Annotated in this window: 18 protein-coding genes; 6 read left to right on the plus strand and 12 right to left on the minus strand. The window is 34.8% G+C overall.

What is annotated here, in order from left to right; translation table 11 throughout:
• Window positions 1-73: 73 nt before the first annotated feature.
• Genes ACXX8U_RS13015 through ACXX8U_RS13025 form a run of 3 tightly spaced genes read left to right on the plus strand, consistent with a single transcriptional unit; the run spans window position 74 to window position 3424 of the window.
• Window positions 74-1309: an oligosaccharide flippase family protein gene (locus ACXX8U_RS13015; RefSeq protein ID WP_458566208.1), complete on the plus strand. Its 1236-nt coding sequence runs from the start codon at window positions 74-76 to the stop codon at window positions 1307-1309.
• Window positions 1302-2204: a hypothetical protein gene (locus ACXX8U_RS13020; RefSeq protein ID WP_458566209.1), complete on the plus strand. Its 903-nt coding sequence runs from the start codon at window positions 1302-1304 to the stop codon at window positions 2202-2204. Before ACXX8U_RS13015 ends, ACXX8U_RS13020 begins: the two co-directional genes overlap by 8 nt.
• Window positions 2201-3424: an O-antigen ligase family protein gene (locus tag ACXX8U_RS13025; RefSeq protein ID WP_458566210.1), complete on the plus strand. Its 1224-nt coding sequence runs from the start codon at window positions 2201-2203 to the stop codon at window positions 3422-3424. Before ACXX8U_RS13020 ends, ACXX8U_RS13025 begins: the two co-directional genes overlap by 4 nt.
• On the opposite strand, the gene ACXX8U_RS13030 is transcribed toward ACXX8U_RS13025, so the two are convergent.
• From ACXX8U_RS13030 to ACXX8U_RS13065, 8 genes are read right to left on the minus strand one after another with little or no spacing between them, the layout of a single operon-like run.
• Window positions 3350-4558, minus strand: a complete 1209-nt coding sequence (locus ACXX8U_RS13030; protein ID WP_458566211.1) for a hypothetical protein — start codon at window positions 4556-4558, stop codon at window positions 3350-3352. The two genes, ACXX8U_RS13025 and ACXX8U_RS13030, sit on opposite strands and share 75 nt — an antisense overlap.
• Before the next feature lie 36 nt (window positions 4559-4594).
• Window positions 4595-5458: a dTDP-4-dehydrorhamnose reductase gene (gene rfbD / locus ACXX8U_RS13035; RefSeq protein WP_458566212.1), complete on the minus strand. Its 864-nt coding sequence runs from the start codon at window positions 5456-5458 to the stop codon at window positions 4595-4597.
• Window positions 5446-5997, minus strand: coding sequence for a dTDP-4-dehydrorhamnose 3,5-epimerase (gene rfbC, locus ACXX8U_RS13040; protein WP_458566213.1), 552 nt, complete (start codon window positions 5995-5997; stop codon window positions 5446-5448). Before rfbC ends, rfbD begins: the two co-directional genes overlap by 13 nt.
• 6 nt (window positions 5998-6003) lie before the next feature.
• Window positions 6004-6861 carry a glucose-1-phosphate thymidylyltransferase RfbA gene (gene rfbA, locus ACXX8U_RS13045; RefSeq protein WP_166132633.1) on the minus strand — a complete coding sequence of 286 codons (858 nt, stop codon included), beginning with the start codon at window positions 6859-6861 and terminating at the stop codon, window positions 6004-6006.
• Window positions 6862-6866: 5 nt separating this feature from the next.
• Window positions 6867-7841 carry a hypothetical protein gene (locus tag ACXX8U_RS13050; protein WP_458566214.1) on the minus strand — a complete coding sequence of 325 codons (975 nt, stop codon included), beginning with the start codon at window positions 7839-7841 and terminating at the stop codon, window positions 6867-6869.
• A gap of 7 nt (window positions 7842-7848) precedes the next feature.
• Window positions 7849-9528: a DUF6909 family protein gene (locus tag ACXX8U_RS13055; RefSeq protein WP_458566215.1), complete on the minus strand. Its 1680-nt coding sequence runs from the start codon at window positions 9526-9528 to the stop codon at window positions 7849-7851.
• A 36-nt stretch (window positions 9529-9564) separates the two neighbouring features.
• Window positions 9565-11064: a GH3 family acyl-acid amido synthetase gene (locus ACXX8U_RS13060; protein WP_458566216.1), complete on the minus strand. Its 1500-nt coding sequence runs from the start codon at window positions 11062-11064 to the stop codon at window positions 9565-9567.
• A 34-nt stretch (window positions 11065-11098) separates the two neighbouring features.
• Complete coding sequence (locus tag ACXX8U_RS13065; protein ID WP_458566217.1) at window positions 11099-11611, minus strand: peptidase; 513 nt, start codon at window positions 11609-11611, stop codon at window positions 11099-11101.
• A 211-nt stretch (window positions 11612-11822) separates the two neighbouring features.
• Between ACXX8U_RS13065 and tatA the strand changes: the two genes are divergently transcribed.
• Together tatA and ACXX8U_RS13075 are read left to right on the plus strand one after the other, a co-directional pair.
• Complete coding sequence (gene tatA, locus ACXX8U_RS13070) at window positions 11823-12002, plus strand: twin-arginine translocase TatA/TatE family subunit (RefSeq protein WP_166132628.1); 180 nt, start codon at window positions 11823-11825, stop codon at window positions 12000-12002.
• A gap of 199 nt (window positions 12003-12201) precedes the next feature.
• On the plus strand, window positions 12202-13548 hold the full coding sequence (locus ACXX8U_RS13075) for an alpha/beta hydrolase family protein (protein ID WP_458566218.1): 1347 nt from the start codon (window positions 12202-12204) through the stop codon (window positions 13546-13548).
• A 71-nt stretch (window positions 13549-13619) separates the two neighbouring features.
• On the opposite strand, the gene ACXX8U_RS13080 is transcribed toward ACXX8U_RS13075, so the two are convergent.
• The 3 genes from ACXX8U_RS13080 to ACXX8U_RS13090 all read right to left on the minus strand — a co-directional run bounded on the left by ACXX8U_RS13080 (window position 13620) and on the right by ACXX8U_RS13090 (window position 16597).
• Complete coding sequence (locus tag ACXX8U_RS13080) at window positions 13620-15743, minus strand: Tex family protein (protein WP_458566219.1); 2124 nt, start codon at window positions 15741-15743, stop codon at window positions 13620-13622.
• Window positions 15744-16066: 323 nt separating this feature from the next.
• On the minus strand, window positions 16067-16426 hold the full coding sequence (locus tag ACXX8U_RS13085; protein ID WP_458566220.1) for a BRO-N domain-containing protein: 360 nt from the start codon (window positions 16424-16426) through the stop codon (window positions 16067-16069).
• Window positions 16427-16432: 6 nt separating this feature from the next.
• Complete coding sequence (locus ACXX8U_RS13090) at window positions 16433-16597, minus strand: hypothetical protein (protein WP_458566221.1); 165 nt, start codon at window positions 16595-16597, stop codon at window positions 16433-16435.
• Between the two features lie 87 nt (window positions 16598-16684).
• Between ACXX8U_RS13090 and ACXX8U_RS13095 the strand changes: the two genes are divergently transcribed.
• The gene (locus tag ACXX8U_RS13095) at window positions 16685-16969 is read left to right on the plus strand and encodes a DUF1294 domain-containing protein (protein ID WP_458566222.1); all 285 of its coding nucleotides are present in this window, start codon (window positions 16685-16687) and stop codon (window positions 16967-16969) included.
• Here the strand turns inward: ACXX8U_RS13095 and ACXX8U_RS13100 are convergent.
• A complete protein-coding gene (locus tag ACXX8U_RS13100; protein ID WP_458566223.1) occupies window positions 16952-18091 on the minus strand; it encodes an ATP-binding protein in 1140 nt (379 codons plus the stop codon). The two genes, ACXX8U_RS13095 and ACXX8U_RS13100, sit on opposite strands and share 18 nt — an antisense overlap.
• Between the last annotated feature and the right edge of the window lie 7 nt (window positions 18092-18098).

Genomic DNA, 18098 nt, shown 5'->3' on the forward strand with positions numbered 1-18098 from the left:
CTACTAAAATTAATTGAAATAAAACATAGAGGTTTTCGTTTTTGCGAAACCTCTATTTTATATACGCACAATTGTGATTAAAAATGTCTTTTTAAGTTTTGGCATCAACTTTATCAACTTCCTTTTTCCGGTGCTGCTTATTCCTTTTTACATTAGTGTTTTTGGAATAACGACCTACGGATTAATCGCAATTTGTATTTCCCTAATCAACTATATTGCCGTAATAAATGATTACTCTTGGAGTATTTTAGGACCTGTGAAAATTGGTCAATTAGGTACTGACAAGCTCGCTTTAAATACCTATATCTCATCTGTAATAAGCACCAAAGCAATGTTGCTCATCCCATCAATGCTGCTGCTGTTGGTTTGCGTACAATTTTACGCTGACATTCAAAACAATTTACTTTTGTGCTTATCGTTATTTGCCTTATTGTTTTCGAGATCACAAAATACCCACTGGATTTTTATTGGTCTCAACAAAATTAACGTATATTTTATCTTGAATACTGTTTTCAAAATAAGCGCAATTGTCACGTTAATGCTGGTTTTACCAAAATTCAAAACCGTTGCTTTCGTGTTTTTTATTCTGGCCTTATTTGATAGTTTACAGTTTATTTCAGCCTTACTATATTTATATTTTAAATGTGAATTTAGATACCACCAAACTTCTATTTCAGCCCTTATTACTGAATTAAAAGATGGTTTTAAAATGTTTTTGACCAACTTAAGTATTTGTTCTATACTGAATTCCGGAACACTAATTTTAGGGTTGTTTTTTGAGTCAAAAATTGTTGGTATTTATAGCGTTGCCGAAAAAATAATCATGCTTTGTAAACATACTATTGGCGTTTTATTTCAAGGTATTTTCCCGAAAATTGTACAAATAGGAACTCGTAATTTAGACCAATTGAATCGCTATTTGCGTTATATTTTCAAAACGTATTTAGTTTTGTACAGTATTGGAATGCTAATTATTTGGTTTTTTGCTGATTGGATCGTTCCTTTTTTGAGTAGTCAAAATATTGCGGAATCGAGTTGGTACTTGATGCTATTGTCTCCGCTACCACTTATTGCCGCATTAAATCAATCAGCTTACATGTCGGTAGTGTTGCATGAGCAAAAAAATATTTACTTTAGTGCTTATGGTATTGGTTTGATGCTTAATTTGATTTTGTCTTTTGCGCTTACGTATTACTTTCATGTTGAAGGTATGATTGCAGCCTTACTTTTGACGGAGCTTTTTATTTGCCTGTATTTAAATTATAAAACCTGGACCAATAGCACATTAAATTTTTTCAAACATGATTAAGGTTGGATTTTTAGTTTCGTATGATTTTAAGTATTTGTACCAATCCATTCCTTTAGTTTATCAAGAGGCTGATTTGATTGTGCTCGCCATAGATAGAGAACGCAAAACTTGGAGTGGAAATCCGTTATTCATTGCTCCAGAATTTTTTGAATGGGTACGCCAATTTGATGTTTCGAACAAAATTGTTTTGTACGAAGATATCTTTTACATCCCCGAAAATACACCTGCTCAAAATGATACTAGAGAGCGCAATTTATTGGCACAAGCCATGGGAAAAGGCGGCTGGCACATTCAAATTGATAGCGATGAATATTTTAAAGACTTTAAAGGTTTTACTGATTTTTTAAAAAAAAACAAACACTACTTAGATAATCCTGAGCAACAAGCCGTTGAAATTCAGGTACAATGGATTACACTTTTCAAAAAAGTAGAAGGTGGTTTCCTGTACGTAAAAGATTCGCTCGACACAATTGAAGTGGCAACCAATTGGCCTAATTACAAATACATGCGCGCCACAAGACACTCAAATAAAATAATTACAAAATTCATTTTATTGCACCAATCTTGGGCCCGAGACGAAGACGAAATTTACACCAAAATAACCAATTGGTCGCACCGGGACGACTCAGATAACTTGGCTTTTTTTGAGTTTTGGAAAAAAATTGATCTTAGCAATTATACCACTTTCACCAACTTACATGAAAACGATCCTACAAAATGGAATTCATTGGGGTTTATTGCAGAAGATGAAATTTATTCGCTACAATTGAATATTAGTACATGGGATTTATTTCGATTAAAATGGAAGAAAAAATTGATTCAATTTATCCGCGAATATTTACCTCTTTGGCTGCAAAATGGCATTCGAGATGCATTTAAAAAAATAGTAAAATGAAAACGCTGCTCAAAGATGATCTTTTACTCGTAGTCCTTCTTTACCTGTTGGCTATTTCGCCCATTTTGTATTTTTGGGAAGCCTTTCAATCTATTACAATGATTGGTTGCAGCGTTCTTTTATTAACCAAAATAAATAGAGGATCTCTTAAAATAAATACTTTTAACTTACCTTTTATCTCTGCAGCTGTACTATTTTCAGCAGTTTGTTTATGGTATTTCAGTTCCAAAAGCGTCAGCTTGCTAGCCAACACTTTATTGTTATTTGCAATTCCGTTGTGCAGTGGCTTTTTATACCAATCGCAAACTTTTATAAATCATAAAACACGTATACTGCTCAGTTTTTGCGGCAGCGTAGGATTGCTCAGTTTGTATACAATTGTATTTTACCTCATTGATGTTCCGAACCATAATTTTAACTGGTATTTTGCTCGATTTAATATAGAGAATCATTTGCAAATTCATGGCACTTATCTCAGTTTATGGATGAGCGTTGCGTTTTTAATGCTTGTAAATATTTGGATTAGCAGTACTGCCAAAACCACCATCAAAAACGTGTTTTATAGTTTTTCGTGCTTGGTATTTGTTGCAGGTTTACTCATTGTTAATTCTCGAATGATGCTGTTTTCGATGCTATTTTTAGGAGTTTTGTTGTATTTTTTTTATGCGATTAAAAGTAATCACTTGGCTTTTTCTAAAAAAATGGTAGTGGTACTTTTTATCACGTTTTGTGTTGTGGTTGCCCTTTCGCAAAGGTATTGGGACGATCTTGTTTTTTTATTACAAAATAAACTCACTAGTTCTTCTCGGTACACCATTAATTACTGCAGTTTACAGACCATTAGCGACTCTTTTCTATTAGGAACAAACCCGAATATACTTCAAAGTCAACTCAATTCTTGTTATGATCAATATGGATTTCAGGAGTTATCAAAAGAGAATATTAACTCTCACAATCAATATTTAGATTACTTTTTAAAAGGTGGCATTTTGCTTTTTGTGGCTTTTGTTACGATTTTGTTCACCAAATTGCGATTGGCTTATCAAAAACAAAACTACTTGTACTTTTCAGTCACTTTATTATTTTGCTTCGCTTTTTTAACAGAGAATATTTTGGTTCGTCAATACGGTATTTACTGTTATTTTTTATGCGATGTCCTGCTGTTGGGAGCTATTGTCCCTAATAAAAGTCATAACACAAATGAAATAAAAGAAGGCTAAGGTGGGAATTAATAAAATGCAGCCGTCACTTAAACACACAAATAAATAAGTGATTACACCCATGAAATAAATGAAATTGTTGTTTTTGGTTTTTAAAAAAAGGTAAACGGGTGTAAAAAAAGAAAGGCAAAACAACGCCAATCCTACCAAACCAAACTGTTTAAAAATAGATAAATACACGATTTCTTCAATAGCATTGTAAACCGTGCTTCCAAATAAGGTAATTTCGTTTGATTTTCTGATTTGCAAAATTCGTCCGCCTAGATTCGAGTCTAAAATAAAACCTCCAAGCGAACCGTATTGAAAGTAACGCGTCATAATAATTGATCCCAAAAACAGCAACAAAAGTCCGCCCAACAAATAAACTTTAACTAATTTCAGGACTTGGTTACGATACAAAAACAGAAAATAAAAAATCAAACCAATCCAAACTGTACGCGATAAAGTAAGTAATAACGCCAAAACCACTGTGATAATTTTTATTTTTGATTTGGTGTTTTGATAAAAAACCGGGAACAACATCAAGGTACAAACCCCAAAAATATTACCGTTATTATACGTTGATATCAATTTACTAACGGAGCCACGTTGATTGAATTTGGAAGAATCTAATTCGCCTAAATCACCCGCATTGACAGTTAAATATGGAATTTCTAGAAAATGCCCTACAACTTGCTTGTAAACAAAAAGAAAAATCCCATACAAAGCAACAATAAAAACCGCTTGGCTAATGATATTAGCCATGTAAGCTGTGTTTATTTTTTTTAGAAAAGAGCTCAAAAAGACATAAAACAGCAGCGGCAAAAAAACAAAACTTACATAAAACGAAATTAGGTTTCCTAAACTGCCCTGATACCCATTAATAAGCAAATGCAGCGTGAAATAGGCTACGAAAGGTATAGTTGCTACGTATGCAATAAAAGCTTTATTTGGTACCTTAAACTGGCTTTTAAGGCTAATAATAAATAAACTTAAAACCGACAAAAAACCTAAATACAAATATCCCCATGTGATAGGGATTCCTGCTATTTTAAAACCTCCTTTTGGGATAACAACCAATAAAAACACCGCCAACAGAAAAGCAATTTCCCGGCATTTTACGTTTGTCAATTTGGTTTTTAAAACATTCTTCATTTGTTTATTGTAAAAGCCTATCCGGAAAACATATGGCTATAGCTTGGTGTTTCTCAAGCTATCCTCCCAAGATTTAATCGAGATGCCAAAAACAGTTTTAATTTTTTCTTTATCTAAAACACTGTACTTTGGTCGTTGTGCAGGTGTTGGATAACTGCTAGTCGGAATTGGTTTCAAATCAATACTAACATTATTTACCTCAAAAATTTTCTTAGCAAATTCAAACCAACTACAGGAGCCTTCATTGCTAAAATGATACAATCCATGCGCTTGGTGATTAGGATTTTTTGATGCAAAAAGGATAATTTGTACTAATGCATGAGCCAAATCAACTGCATGTGTTGGCGTGCCTATTTGATCGTCAACAACTGATAGAGAATCTCTTTCTGATCCCAGACGCAACATGGTTTTCATAAAGTTCCCTGCAAATTGTGAGTATACCCAAGACGTTCTAACGATGAAATAAGCACCAAAAACCGCTTGAATAGCTTTCTCACCGTCAAGTTTTGTTTGGCCATACACACTTTGCGGATTAGGCAAATCGGTTTCCACATAGGGTTCTTCCGCAAGTCCATCAAAAACAAAATCAGTGGATACGTGCAACAATTGCGTTTTAAATTCATCACAAACCTCGGCTAAATATTGTGCGGCGGTTGTGTTAATTGCAGTTGCTTTTTCAGGTTCTTGCTCTGCTTTGTCAACCGCAGTATAAGCTGCTGCATTGATACAAAAATCAGGTTTGTGTTTTTCAAACTGACTTTGAATGGCTGCTTTATCGGTAATATCTAGCGTTTTTGAGTCGCAAAACACAAAATCTATTTCAGCGTATCCTGAGGCAATATGCTGCAAGGCTTGGCCTAACTGACCGTTGGCACCGGTCACAAGCACTACCAAACGCATTTGGCTTGATCTAGGTTAGGTAAAATTTGATCTTTATCGGAAATCAATAAATCTTCCTCCGAAAATTTCCAATCAATTTGCAAAGCAGGATCGTTGTATTTTAATCCACCTTCCGACTCTTTATTGTAAAAATTATCACATTTGTAGAAAAAGGTTGCCGTTTCGCTTAGGACAACAAAACCATGTGCAAAACCTCTTGGTACAAAAAACTGCCTTTGATTTTCAGCAGATAGTACAACCGAAACATGCTCGCCAAATGTCGCAGATTCTGGACGCAAATCGACTGCTACATCAAGTACTTCGCCACTCAAAACACGAACCAATTTAGCCTGCGAATGCGCTCCAGTTTGATAATGCAATCCCCTAAGCACTCCTTTAGTAGAAAACGATTGATTGTCTTGTACAAAATGAACTTCCTTTTGCACACCGTCTTGAAACGTTTTGGCATTGAAACTTTCCATAAAGTAGCCTCTTTCATCTTGAATTACTTTGGGTTCAATGATGAAACAGCCTTCCAGTTTGGTTGTATTAAATATCATAAATTATTAAATTATCTCTAATAAATGCGAACCGTATCCGCTCTTTAGTAAAGGTTGTGCTATCGTTTTTAACTGCTCTGCTGAGATGTAACCCATTCTAAAAGCAGCTTCTTCAATTGAACCTATTTTTAATCCTTGACGCTCCTCAATTACTTGTACAAATTGAGAGGCTTGCATTAACGAATTGAATGTTCCAGTATCAAACCATGCAGTACCGCGATCAAGAATACTTACTTTTAATTTACCTCTGCGCAAATATTCTTTGTTGACATCTGTAATTTCAATTTCTCCGCGTTGACTCGGCTTTATATTTGCAGCTATAGCAACCACATCGTTATCATAAAAATAAATTCCAGGAACTGCGTAATTAGATTTTGGTACTAATGGTTTTTCTTCAATAGAAAGTACATTTCCCTCCGAGTCAAAATCAACCACACCATATCGTTCTGGATCGTTTACATGATAGGCATAAATGATACCGCCATCAGGATCGTTATTGGCTTGCAAAAGTTGTGACAAACCGGTTCCGTAAAAAATATTATCTCCCAGTACCAAGGCTACTTTATCGCCTCCAATAAACTCTTTGCCAATAATAAAAGCTTCGGCAAGACCATTTGGATGTTCTTGCACAGCATATTCAAAACGACAACCTAATTTAGAACCATCGCCTAACAATTGTTGGAACAAAGGCAAATCATGTGGTGTCGAAATGATCAAGATCTCTCTAATTCCTGCCCACATCAATGATGACAAAGGATAATAAATCATAGGCTTGTCATAAATAGGCATCAGTTGTTTGCTCACTGCTAGTGTTAACGGATGCAAGCGCGTACCTGAACCTCCTGCTAGAATTATTCCTTTCATGGTAGTTATTTATTGTATTTAACTTTTAGTTTTTGATAAAAACTAACGAATAGGCTACCAAATATGAACAGCCCCACAAACAATAATGGAGCTAAAAATTTAAGTTTGCCATTGATAGATTTTACATTCTTTATGTTGGTCACTAAACTAATTTCTTTGATAACACTATCAAAGTTGATTTTATCCAAACGATTATTACCTTGCTGCTTGATTAGTAACTCTTTATTTTTAATCAAGTCGTTAAGCTGCGTATTTTCGTTGTAATATACTAAACTACTGCCTGGTCCTTTCGGATTTTTGCTAAAATTGTTGACTAAAGTATTTATTTGTTTGATTATCGAATCATTCTCTTTCCGGGTCATTTCCAGGTTTTTCAAACTTTCTTTTTTGATTTCCGAGAAATATTTTGAATCATTCAAATACGCCTGCAAAGGTTTCACAAAATCATCTTGACCTACTTTTTTACCTGTAGAAATAGACAATTGATGAAACGGATAATTCTTGCTCGTTAATTCGTTTTCAATTGACTTTGCTGCACCGCCTTCATCGGCCATGAGTTTTACCAACTCTAAACGCTGCTCGTCATTACCCACAAATTTATAGACGTCAATAACTGGAGTTACCTCTATTTTTCGTAATTTCAACTTCGTATCAAACCCTAATTTTTGCAAAAACAAGCTGTCGTTTTCTTTGATTTTAGAATTTAGCAAAGCTACTTTGCCATACAAATAATCCGTCGATCCAAAATTAGGCATTACAATGATTTCATGATCATAAGCTGTTCTGGATTTATCTAAAAACAAACCAAGTCCTGCTCCCAAAACAAACAAAACAATCAATACCAAAACATTTCGTTTCAGGAACAAAAAACCTTCAAATAGTCGCAAAAAAATACGATCTACAAAAAGACCCATTTTTGAAAATATTTGAGACAAATCAACTTCTTGATCACTCGAATTAAGTGGCCTATTTTCGCTCATAGGATTGTTATTTTACGTTGAAAATTTGTTCCAATATTTTAATGGTAATCAAATACGTAGGTTTTACACCCGTTGTTCCTAAACCACCCGAAGCCAAAGTACTTCCTGTTTCTAAAGGATTATCTGAAGCATAATAGGCATAACGCACTTTGATATCACTTGGTACACTTCTTCTAATTTTTGAGGCTGATTGAATGGCTTTTTGGTAGTACGAACCTTCCATTTCAAGACCAATAATTCCCCAAGTAGAATCGTGGAAAAACTTCAATAAATCTCTGTTTTGTAATGACGTACCTAATACTGTAACCATTGGACCTGCAAAAACCGCAATGTCATTTCCTTCAAACATGTCGGCAGTTAGTTCGTTTTCAAAGAAATAATTATCAGCAGTTCCTTCGTTAATATGTGCATTAGGAATCATGATATCTCCTTTTCCGCCTTCAAGAATTCCTGCTTTACCCATAATCGAAACCGATTTTACATTCAACAAAGTATCTTTCTTAAATGGTTTCAACAATTCATCAATAGTTTCATAAGCTTGTTCCCCAAAAGCATAATCCATAACAATTAGTACTGGTTTTTCAGTGTCTACTTGCGCCGTAGGAAAAGATGTTTTGGCCCAATTAATTTTAGCTGTATCAAAGATTTGCACATCGATATTAGTTCCTGATGTGTCTGGTAATGATATCATTCCTTGCTTCAAAGCAACAGCTGTAACTTGATTGCGTACCTCATCAGCACCTGATCTACTTAGCTCCTCATAAATAAAGAAATCGGATTTGTCTTTGAACTTCGTCTTCAACACTTCGGTAGCAAAAATCGAATTCATCACACTGTGCATGTTCGCACTAATTACGTGAATTGGTCGGTCTAAAAGCTGATTGACTTTTAAAACTTCTTTGATATTGGTTGCCCAAATTTCACCGTGAATGTGGTGTCCTAAACGCTCTCTTAAAATAGGGCTGAAAGTAATCGTTCTTTTATTATCCTCTACAATTTCTTCAATGGCTAGTTTACCCAACCAAAAAATCACGTGTAAAAAACGGTCTGGAGCAGCTGCTGAACCAAAGGCATCATAAATATCTAAAACTTCAGCAAATGTTCTACCCAAAATGTTAGCTGCATGCGAAATGGCTTTTTCTTTCTCTATTTGAGTTAGCTTTTTCTTTGATGAAACGGCCTGCTCAAGCTTGATCCAATCACGAGAAACCTCACCAGCATCATCCAATAAAACACGGTTTCTGATTTTATGTGATTCGATAAAAACAAAAGTCAAGTGTGTCAAGATATCATAAATATCAGATCGGCCTCTGGTAATTTCCACATTCATTTGCTCCTCATCAATACGGTAACAGTTACGACGTCTTTTTGGAGGAACAATCGCTTGAAAATGCGATTTTGAGTAACCTTCATCCGAAGTAAGATTAATAAAACGACATTCTTCAATACCTACTGGCAAACGCTCAATTACGTATAAAAGTCCGTTCAATTCTACTTTTTCTTCGGCAATATTCCCGTAAATCTCTGGTCGTAATGCTAATAATGCTTCACGAAGCGTATCACCTGATACTCCCATTGGTTTGTAAAATCCTCTATTGAAAAGGTGGCGCATTGTAATGTACATTTTTTCAATGGCTGCCGATGATTCTTGTGCTCTCGAACGAGATATGTTTTTTGTTTCTTTCATTTTCTACTTATTTTCTAACCTGCAAAGGTATGACATTTATTGGGTCTTTAACAAATCTGCTATTTTTCTGTCATTAGACAAGCGCGGTACTTTATTTTGGCCGCCTAATTTACCAATCGATTTCATATAATCTTGGAAACCATTTTTAACCACTTTAGTAACCACCACTTTTTGCAACACCTTACCAACTATCAAATCGTCATAATAAACATTTTGTTTGCGCATGGCATTGTCTAGCGCCTCCGCAAAATTCTCTAAATTTTGTGGTTCTTCCGATCCTTCGGAATCAAACTCTATAAACCATTCGTGATACGGCAATCCTTCGGCTGGCGTGATTTGTGGTGCTACTGTAAACTCATTAATTCTGATTGATGTTCCGATAATGGCTTCTTGCAAAGCACTTTCTACCTCTTTACCAATAACATGTTCTCCAAAAGCCGATATGTAATGTTTGATTCTGCCCGATACAATTATTCGGTACGGTTTTAAACTCGTGAACTGAACGGTATCGCCAATATTGTATCCCCAAAGTCCTGCATTGGTAGAAATTATCAAAACATAATTGACATTCAATTCTACTTCACCTATGGTGTAACGTCTTGGATTTTCGGTATAAAATTCGTCACTTTTGATAAACTCATAAAAAATTCCGGAGTTTAGCAGTAGTAACATTCCTTTTTCCTTTTGAGAATCTTGATAGGCAAAAAACCCTTCCGAAGCCGGAAACAATTCAATGCTGTCTACTTTTCTTCCTATTAAATTCTCGAATTTAGCCCGATATGGTTCGTAATTTACACCGCCGTAAATGAACAAATTAAAGTTTTTGAAAATTTCGCCCACAGGCTTCCCTCCTTTTTGATGCAGTTTTTCAAAATACATTTGCACCCATGATGGAATCCCTGAAATCACAGCCATATTTTCATGAAACGTTTCTTCGACAATCGCATTTACTTTGGTTTCCCAATCTTCGATGCAATTGGTTTCCCAAGATGGCATTCTGTTTTTTTGAAGGTATTTTGGAACAAAATGCGCTACAATTCCGGATAAACGCCCTAGTTTTATTCCATTTTTTTCTTCTAAAATCGGACTTCCTTGCAAGAAAATCATTTTACCATCTACAAAATCTGCATTTCCGGTTTCATGAATGTAATGCAAGATCGCATTTCGAGCGGCTTCAATATGATACGGCATTGATTCTTTGGTCAACGGAATGTACTTTGCTCCAGATGTAGTACCCGATGTTTTGGCAAAATACAACGGTTTCCCTTTCCATAAAATATCGGTTTCGCCTTGTACCACTCGATCAACATAAGGTTTTAGTGCTTCGTAATCGCGTACGGGAACGTACTTGGCAAAATCGGACGCAGTTGTAATTTTATTAAAATGATGGTCCTTGCCAAATGCCGTATGCTGTGCTTGAGTGATTAATTGCTGCAGCACCTGTTGTTGAGCCGCTACTGGATTTGTAGCCCAAACTTGGGTATTTTGATAAATATTTTTGGCAAAAATCTTTGCTATAATTGATTTTAATGACATCCTGATGAGATACTTTTGAAATGTAAAATACGATTTATTTCGAACTTTTTCTTTTGGCTGCAGCCGAATTTGATGCTTCTTTTTGTTCCTCGATAGCCACTTGTTTGCGTAATTCCAATTCTGCTTCTGATGGAGCTAAATCTACTTTTTCTGCTGTTACTTCGGGAGTTTCTAAAATAGAATCTTTATTGAATTTGGCATATTCTAGCTCACCTGTTAAAACTTTCTTGATGGCTTTTAAATACAAATCATTCTGTTTTATGGCTTTAGAAAGCGAATCTGATTTGAGAGCCAATTCAGTAGCTTCTTTTTTCAATTGCGATGACGAATAGCCCGGTATGAACTCACGTAATGGCGTGAATGCAATGATAAATGTAGTTACAAAAATGATTAAGATAGCACCCACACTAGCTACAACAAAAACATTCATTAAGGTGAGTTTTAATGAAAAGGTTTCTTCAAAAGTATCTTCATTTAAAATAACGAGACGCCTTTTGTTGAATAAATTTTCTTTTATGACTTTTCGCTTTTGTCTTTTTTTGGACATATTCATTAATTATTGAACAAATATAACAATTATTGTGCTTGCATTTACTGCCTTTACAGCAACACAAAAAGCAATTTGTGCAGTGACGTTAATAAATTTTTAACGCTTCGCACATTAAATAAATGCTACAAAATGAATTTGTATTCAGTAATTCTATATACCTTTGCTATTAGGTTATTTACAAATTTGCTTCGGCATAAATTATACTATCATGGGAAGATTAGGTGTTACAGAAATCCTTATAATATTAGCTGTCGTTTTATTACTTTTTGGAGGTAAAAAAATTCCAGAATTGATGAAAGGTTTAGGAAGCGGAATTAAAGAATTCAAGAACGCAGCAAAAGACGGTGAACCAGCCAATAAAAAAGAAGAAGCTTCTACAAAAGAATAATTCTTTATAACTAGAATAGAAAGACCCAAATAGCAACTACAATCGCTATTTGGGTTTTTTTGTAAATTTTTTTGATACTTGTTTTTTCAATAATAGATTAATTGCTTGTAGAAGTTTAAATTGAAAACTATTGGGAAAACATTTACGAGAATAGAATAAAAATCAATTTGCTAAAAACTAAGACCACAATCAAAAAATAATGAAAACAACTCTTGTAACCGTATTGCTTTTAAGTATTCAACTTCTTTTTGCACAAGAAATAACAGGCTCTTGGCAAGGCGAACTAGAAGTTCAAGGAATGAAATTGCCACTGATTTTTCACATTAAAAAAGAAGGTGAGAAACTCATTTCAACTCTTAACAGTCCAAAACAAGGGGCTACAAATATTTCAGTTAATACAACCAGCTTTACTGCTGATCAATTAACACTTGAGCTACCCGCATTAGGAATCTCCTACTCCGGAAAATTAACAAATGAAAGCATTAACGGTACTTTTAAACAAGGTGGAATGGAATTGCCATTAATACTTTCTAAAATTAAAGTTGATGGGCTTGCGCCAAAATTGAACAGACCACAAACTCCAACAGCACCTTTTTCATACAAAACAGAGGAAGTAACTTTTATCAATTCTTCAGACAAAAATACTTTAGCTGGCACATTATCTGAACCGAACAATTTCAATAAAAAACAACCCATTTTGATTATGATTACCGGTTCAGGAAAACAAAATCGCGATTCAGCACTTTTTGGTCACAAACCCTTTGCGGTAATCGCAGATGATTTTGCTAAAAAAGGTATAGCAACTCTCCGACTAGACGATCGCGGAATTGGTGGCTCATCAAAAGGTACAGCTGATGAAACCTCTTTCAATTACGCTACTGATATCAATGCAGCAGTACTATTTTTAAAAGCAAAAGGTTTTGAAAATATTGGTTTAATTGGTCATAGCGAAGGCGGCATGATTGCTCCCATTGTGGCTAGTACAAACAAAGACGTTAAATTTTTGGTGTTGATGGCTGGGCCAGGTCAACCTATAAACGAACTTTTAGTACTGCAAAATTATTTGGCGGGAAAACTAGCGGGAATGAGTGAAGAAGCGCTTCAAAAAAGCGGTAAACTAAACCGAATGATCTATGATTTTATAAAAAATTACAAAGGCAGCACTTTTGATTCCGACTTTGAAAAGTTTATAAATTCATCCTCAGAAAAATTGCCAGACGATGTTAAAAAACAAGTAACGAATACTTGGTTCAGATACTTTATCGCTTTTAATCCAGACGAGTATGTTTCTAAGCTAAAGATTCCAGTTTTGGCAATCAACGGAAGTTTGGATTTTCAAGTACCTGCAAAAGAAAATTTGGAAGCTATAAAAAGATCATTGACAAAGGCTAAAAATAAAAATTTCGAAACCTACGAATTTCAAGGCATGAATCATCTTTTTCAGGAATGTACAACAGGTGCTATGAGCGAATATGCCGAAATTGAGCAAACCATTTCACCAAAAGTGCTGGATAAAATGAGCTCTTGGATAAGCGCTAGAAAATAAAAATAGTTTGCTTAACATAGTAAAAATCCCAAAATTCAATGAACAGTATTGAATTTTGGGATTTTTCTATTTTACAAAACCATCGTCAACTGAATTCGCTTTCTATCCTCATCGACTTCCGTGACTTTTACGGTAACATGTTGGTGTAGTTTGACCACTTCGTTTACGTCGCTTACAAAGCCTGCTTTGAGTTGAGAAATGTGTACCAAACCACTTTCTTTAATACCCAAGTCTACAAAACAACCAAAATTGGTAATGTTATTGACAATTCCGTTCAAAATCATTCCTGTTTTTACGTCTTTAATTGTTTTTACATTCGGGTCAAATTCGAAAACTTTTGCAGCTTTTCTAGGGTCCAAACCGGGTTTTTCTAATTCCTTAATAATATCTTTTAAAGTCAATAAACCTATCTCAGCCGTAACATAATTTTCTGGTTTGATTAAGGCTGTTTTCTCCTTGTTTCCAATTAAATCGGTGACTTTCAACTTTAAATCTTTAGCCATTTTTTCCACAATTGAATAGGCTTCGGGGTGAACAGCCGAGTTATCCAGTGGGTTTTTTCCGTCTTTAATTCGAATAAAAGCTGCTCCTTGTTGAAATGCTTTTTCGCCCAAACGAGGAACTTTTTTAAGTTGTTTTCGATCCTCAAAAGGACCGTTTTCAGAACGGTAATTCACAATATTTTCGGCAAGCTTCTCTCCTATTCCACTCACATAACTCAACAAATGTTTACTCGCCGTGTTGATGTTTACTCCTACTGAATTCACGCAACGCACCACGGTTGTATCTAGTTCTTCTTTCAATTTACTTTGATCTACATCGTGCTGGTATTGGCCTACGCCAATGGCTTTTGGGTCAATTTTTACCAACTCCGCCAATGGATCACTCAATCGGCGACCGATAGAAACCGAACCCCGAACCGTGACATCATAATTAGGAAATTCCTCACGAGCAATTTTTGATGCCGAATATACCGAAGCACCCGCCTCCGAAACGATGAAAACCTGAACCGCTCTATCAAAAGCAATTTTCTTGATAAAAAATTCGGTTTCTCGAGATGCCGTTCCGTTTCCAATGGAAATTGCGTCAATATTATAGGCGTTTACCATTGATTTTATCTTTTTCATGGCCATAGCGGTTTCATTTTGTGGCGCATGCGGATAAATGGTTTCATTGTAAATTAGATCGCCTTTTTCATCTAAGCATACTACTTTACAACCTGAACGAAATCCTGGGTCAATAGCTAAAATTCGCTTTTCACCCAAAGGTGGCGCAAGCAATAACTGTCCTAAATTAGTAGCAAAAACTTGAATCGAATTGGCATCAGCCTTAGCTTTCGCTTCCTGCAAAGCTTCGTTTGAAATAGCAGGATTTAGCAATCGTTTGTAGCTGTCTTCAATGGCTAATTGTAAGTGTGGCGTAGCTGGACTGTCTCCTTTTAAAACCAATTCGTCAATAATATCATAGGCTTCATCAAGATCTACTTCGACTTTAAACTTGATAAAACCCTCATTTTCGGCACGAAGCATTGCCAATAATCTATGTGAAGGTGCTTTTGTCAAGGGTTCTGACCAATCAAAATATTGATTGAATTTTTGAGCGCCTTCTTCGTCTTTTTTAGTTTTTACTACTTTGGTCGTGATGGTTGCTTTCCTCTCGTACAGGCGACGCAACTGTTTTCTAACAAAAATATTTTCGTTGATCCATTCGGCAATAATATCTCGTGCGCCTTGCAAAGCGGCATCTTCATTCGTCACATTATCGTTCAAATATTTAGTAGCCAGAAAATCAACATCCTCTTTGTTTTGAGTCATGATGATCTTTGCTAATGGTTCTAATCCATTTTCACGAGCCACATCAGCTTTGGTTTTTTTCTTCTTTTTAAACGGCAAATACAAATCTTCTAATTCCTGTAAATCGAAACTTTGTTGTATTTTTTTATCTAATTCTGGAGTTAATCCATTTTGCTCTTCAATTGATTTTAGGATTGCTTCTTTGCGTTTTGCAATTGCTTCGTATTCTTTTTGAAGTTTGGCAATTTGTTCAATTTGAACTTCATCCAGATTTCCGGTAGTATCTTTTCGATAACGAGAAATGAATGGAATCGTACAATCTTCTTGTAAAAGTTGAACTGTTTTTTTAATGTTTATGGCTGCTGTGTTAACAGACTTGGCGATGAATTGTATGTTGGTCATTTTTTGATTTTTTCGGACGGCTAAAATAGCTAAATTTACTCCAGCTCTTTTTGACTTGGTGGTAGAAAATTTTCTCCTGTTACTACACTTTTTCCTGTTTTATCTTCTAAAGCTAGTCTGGCATTTTTGGCAATTGCTCCTCCTTTTTTACTGGCTTTTGCATTTTCTAAAAGTCCATTGGCTTCATCTGTTTCGGCAATTTGTCAGGTGGAAAGTTCTGCTAGAGCTGTAAAAATTAATTCTGCTTCCGTCATATGATCTCTAAAATTTTGAGTTTTCAATCCTTTTATTTCTTTATGATTTTTAACCGATAACCCTGTCCATTACTGATGAATGATATTGGTCAACATTGCAAATTCATCCTGTTTTTCAACACCAGATTCTTTCCAATAATCGGTTAATTTATTACGAGTCTCCTGCCCTGTCATTCGCTGTTGAATCCATTTTTCGCTACGTCCCAATTTTTGCCAATTTTCACGAGCACGGTCTAAACTTTGGGCGGGATCTGCCAATTCTTGCATTCGTTCATAGCCTACTTTTGCCAACCATTGCTTGAACGGTTCTGCTTTTGGGGAAGGAATGGATTGAATTAAACGTAATAAAGTTTCGGTATCAGCGGTATCTGTCAATCTATTTTTACCATCTTCGGCTAACATTTTCAACTGTCCGATTTTATCGGACACTTCGCTTCATTCCTTTACTAGTTTCTTTTTCAAATCAGACCAGTATTTTCTTGGTCTATCTGTTCCTGTTAAAATCTGTATAACATCAATCACTGAGAAATACCAAATTTCTTTTTCAGCATCGTAATGGCTTCGTACTTTTTTGGCTTCGAATAATTTAATTGGACTCATAATTAATAACTTTTTAGACTTAAATAAGGATTCTAAATATAAGAAAAACAACTTACTTCATTTATCTTTGACTTTAATTTAAATCAAATGACTGTTTTATTCTGTTTCTTTTTTGTGATAAACCTAATCGCTTTTACGAGTATAGGTTACGATAAATTTTTAGCTAAAAACCACAAAAAAAGAATCTCAGAACGTACTCTTTTGAGCTTTGTATTTCTTGGTGGAACTATTGGTTCAGGAATTGCAATGCTACTTTTTAGACATAAAACAGCCAAAAAAAGCTATTTATGGAAGTTTTGGTTACTTACTTCTTTTCAAATCGGACTGATCTTTTTGGTTTATTATTTCGGGATCTTAAATGATAAAATCTAAATAATTCTGTTTGTTAATCACTTCAAAACTAGCTTCTGGATACGCTTTGGCGAAAGCCGTAGGAATTTTTGCTTTTCTGTTTTCGTTCCATTTGAATTCGTATCCTTTTAAAATACCGTTTTCTTCTTCAAGCCAATCTAATTCTTGTTGGTCATAAGTTCTCCAGAAGTAATTAGAAACCGTTTTCTGTGTGTAATTTTGATTTTTTATACGTTCCGAAGCCAAATAATTTTCCCATAATGCTCCCACATCTGTTCTGGAATCTAACCGACTAAAATTAGCTATAATTGCATTCCGAATGCCGTTGTCATAAAAATACCATCTATTTGATTTGGTTACTTCTTTGCGTAAATTTTTACTAAAACCAGGAACTTTGTAAATCACAAACACTTTCGAAAGTAAATCTAAATAACTTTCAACTGTATTTTTAGAAATACCCAATTGTCTTGCTAATTCTTGCAAGGATACCTCCTGCCCTATTTGAAAAGCAATTAACTTTAATAAATCCAGAATTTTATTGGATTGTTTAATGCCTTCGTAAACTAGAATATCTTTTAATAAATACGAATTCACGATTTCTTTAAGGTAGTTAATCTTTTCCTCCCATTCTGGATATTGCTCTAATTCTGGATAGGATCCAAAAAGCAATCGTTCTTCTAGTTTTTGAGTGGTTTCTTTAAAGTTTTCATAATTAGCAAATTCCATTTGTGCCAATGGAAATAAGTAAATTGTATTTTTTCTGCCTACTAATGGCTCTCCCAACTTATTAGATAAGTCGAAAACCGAAGATCCTGTGGCAATTACTTTTATGTCATCAATAGAATCAACTATTAATTTTAAAATGAGTCCAATATCAGGAATGTTTTGAGCTTCATCAATTACTAACAATTTTACTTTATTTAAAAGACGTTTGTAATTAGCAACTGACCTTTCTTTGAGTAAATCAGCATCTTGAATATCTTCGCCATTCAAATGTAAATAATCTTCTTTTGGAATGGTAGCAAGATAATTTTTAATAAAAGCTGTTTTACCCACACGTCTTGCACCTAATAAAATCAATACTTTATTAGGCAAAACTCTTTTAGAAAATAATGTATCTATTCCTCTTTCTAAAAAATTCATAAGCTTG

The organism is Flavobacterium sp. GNP001, assembly GCF_054343775.1.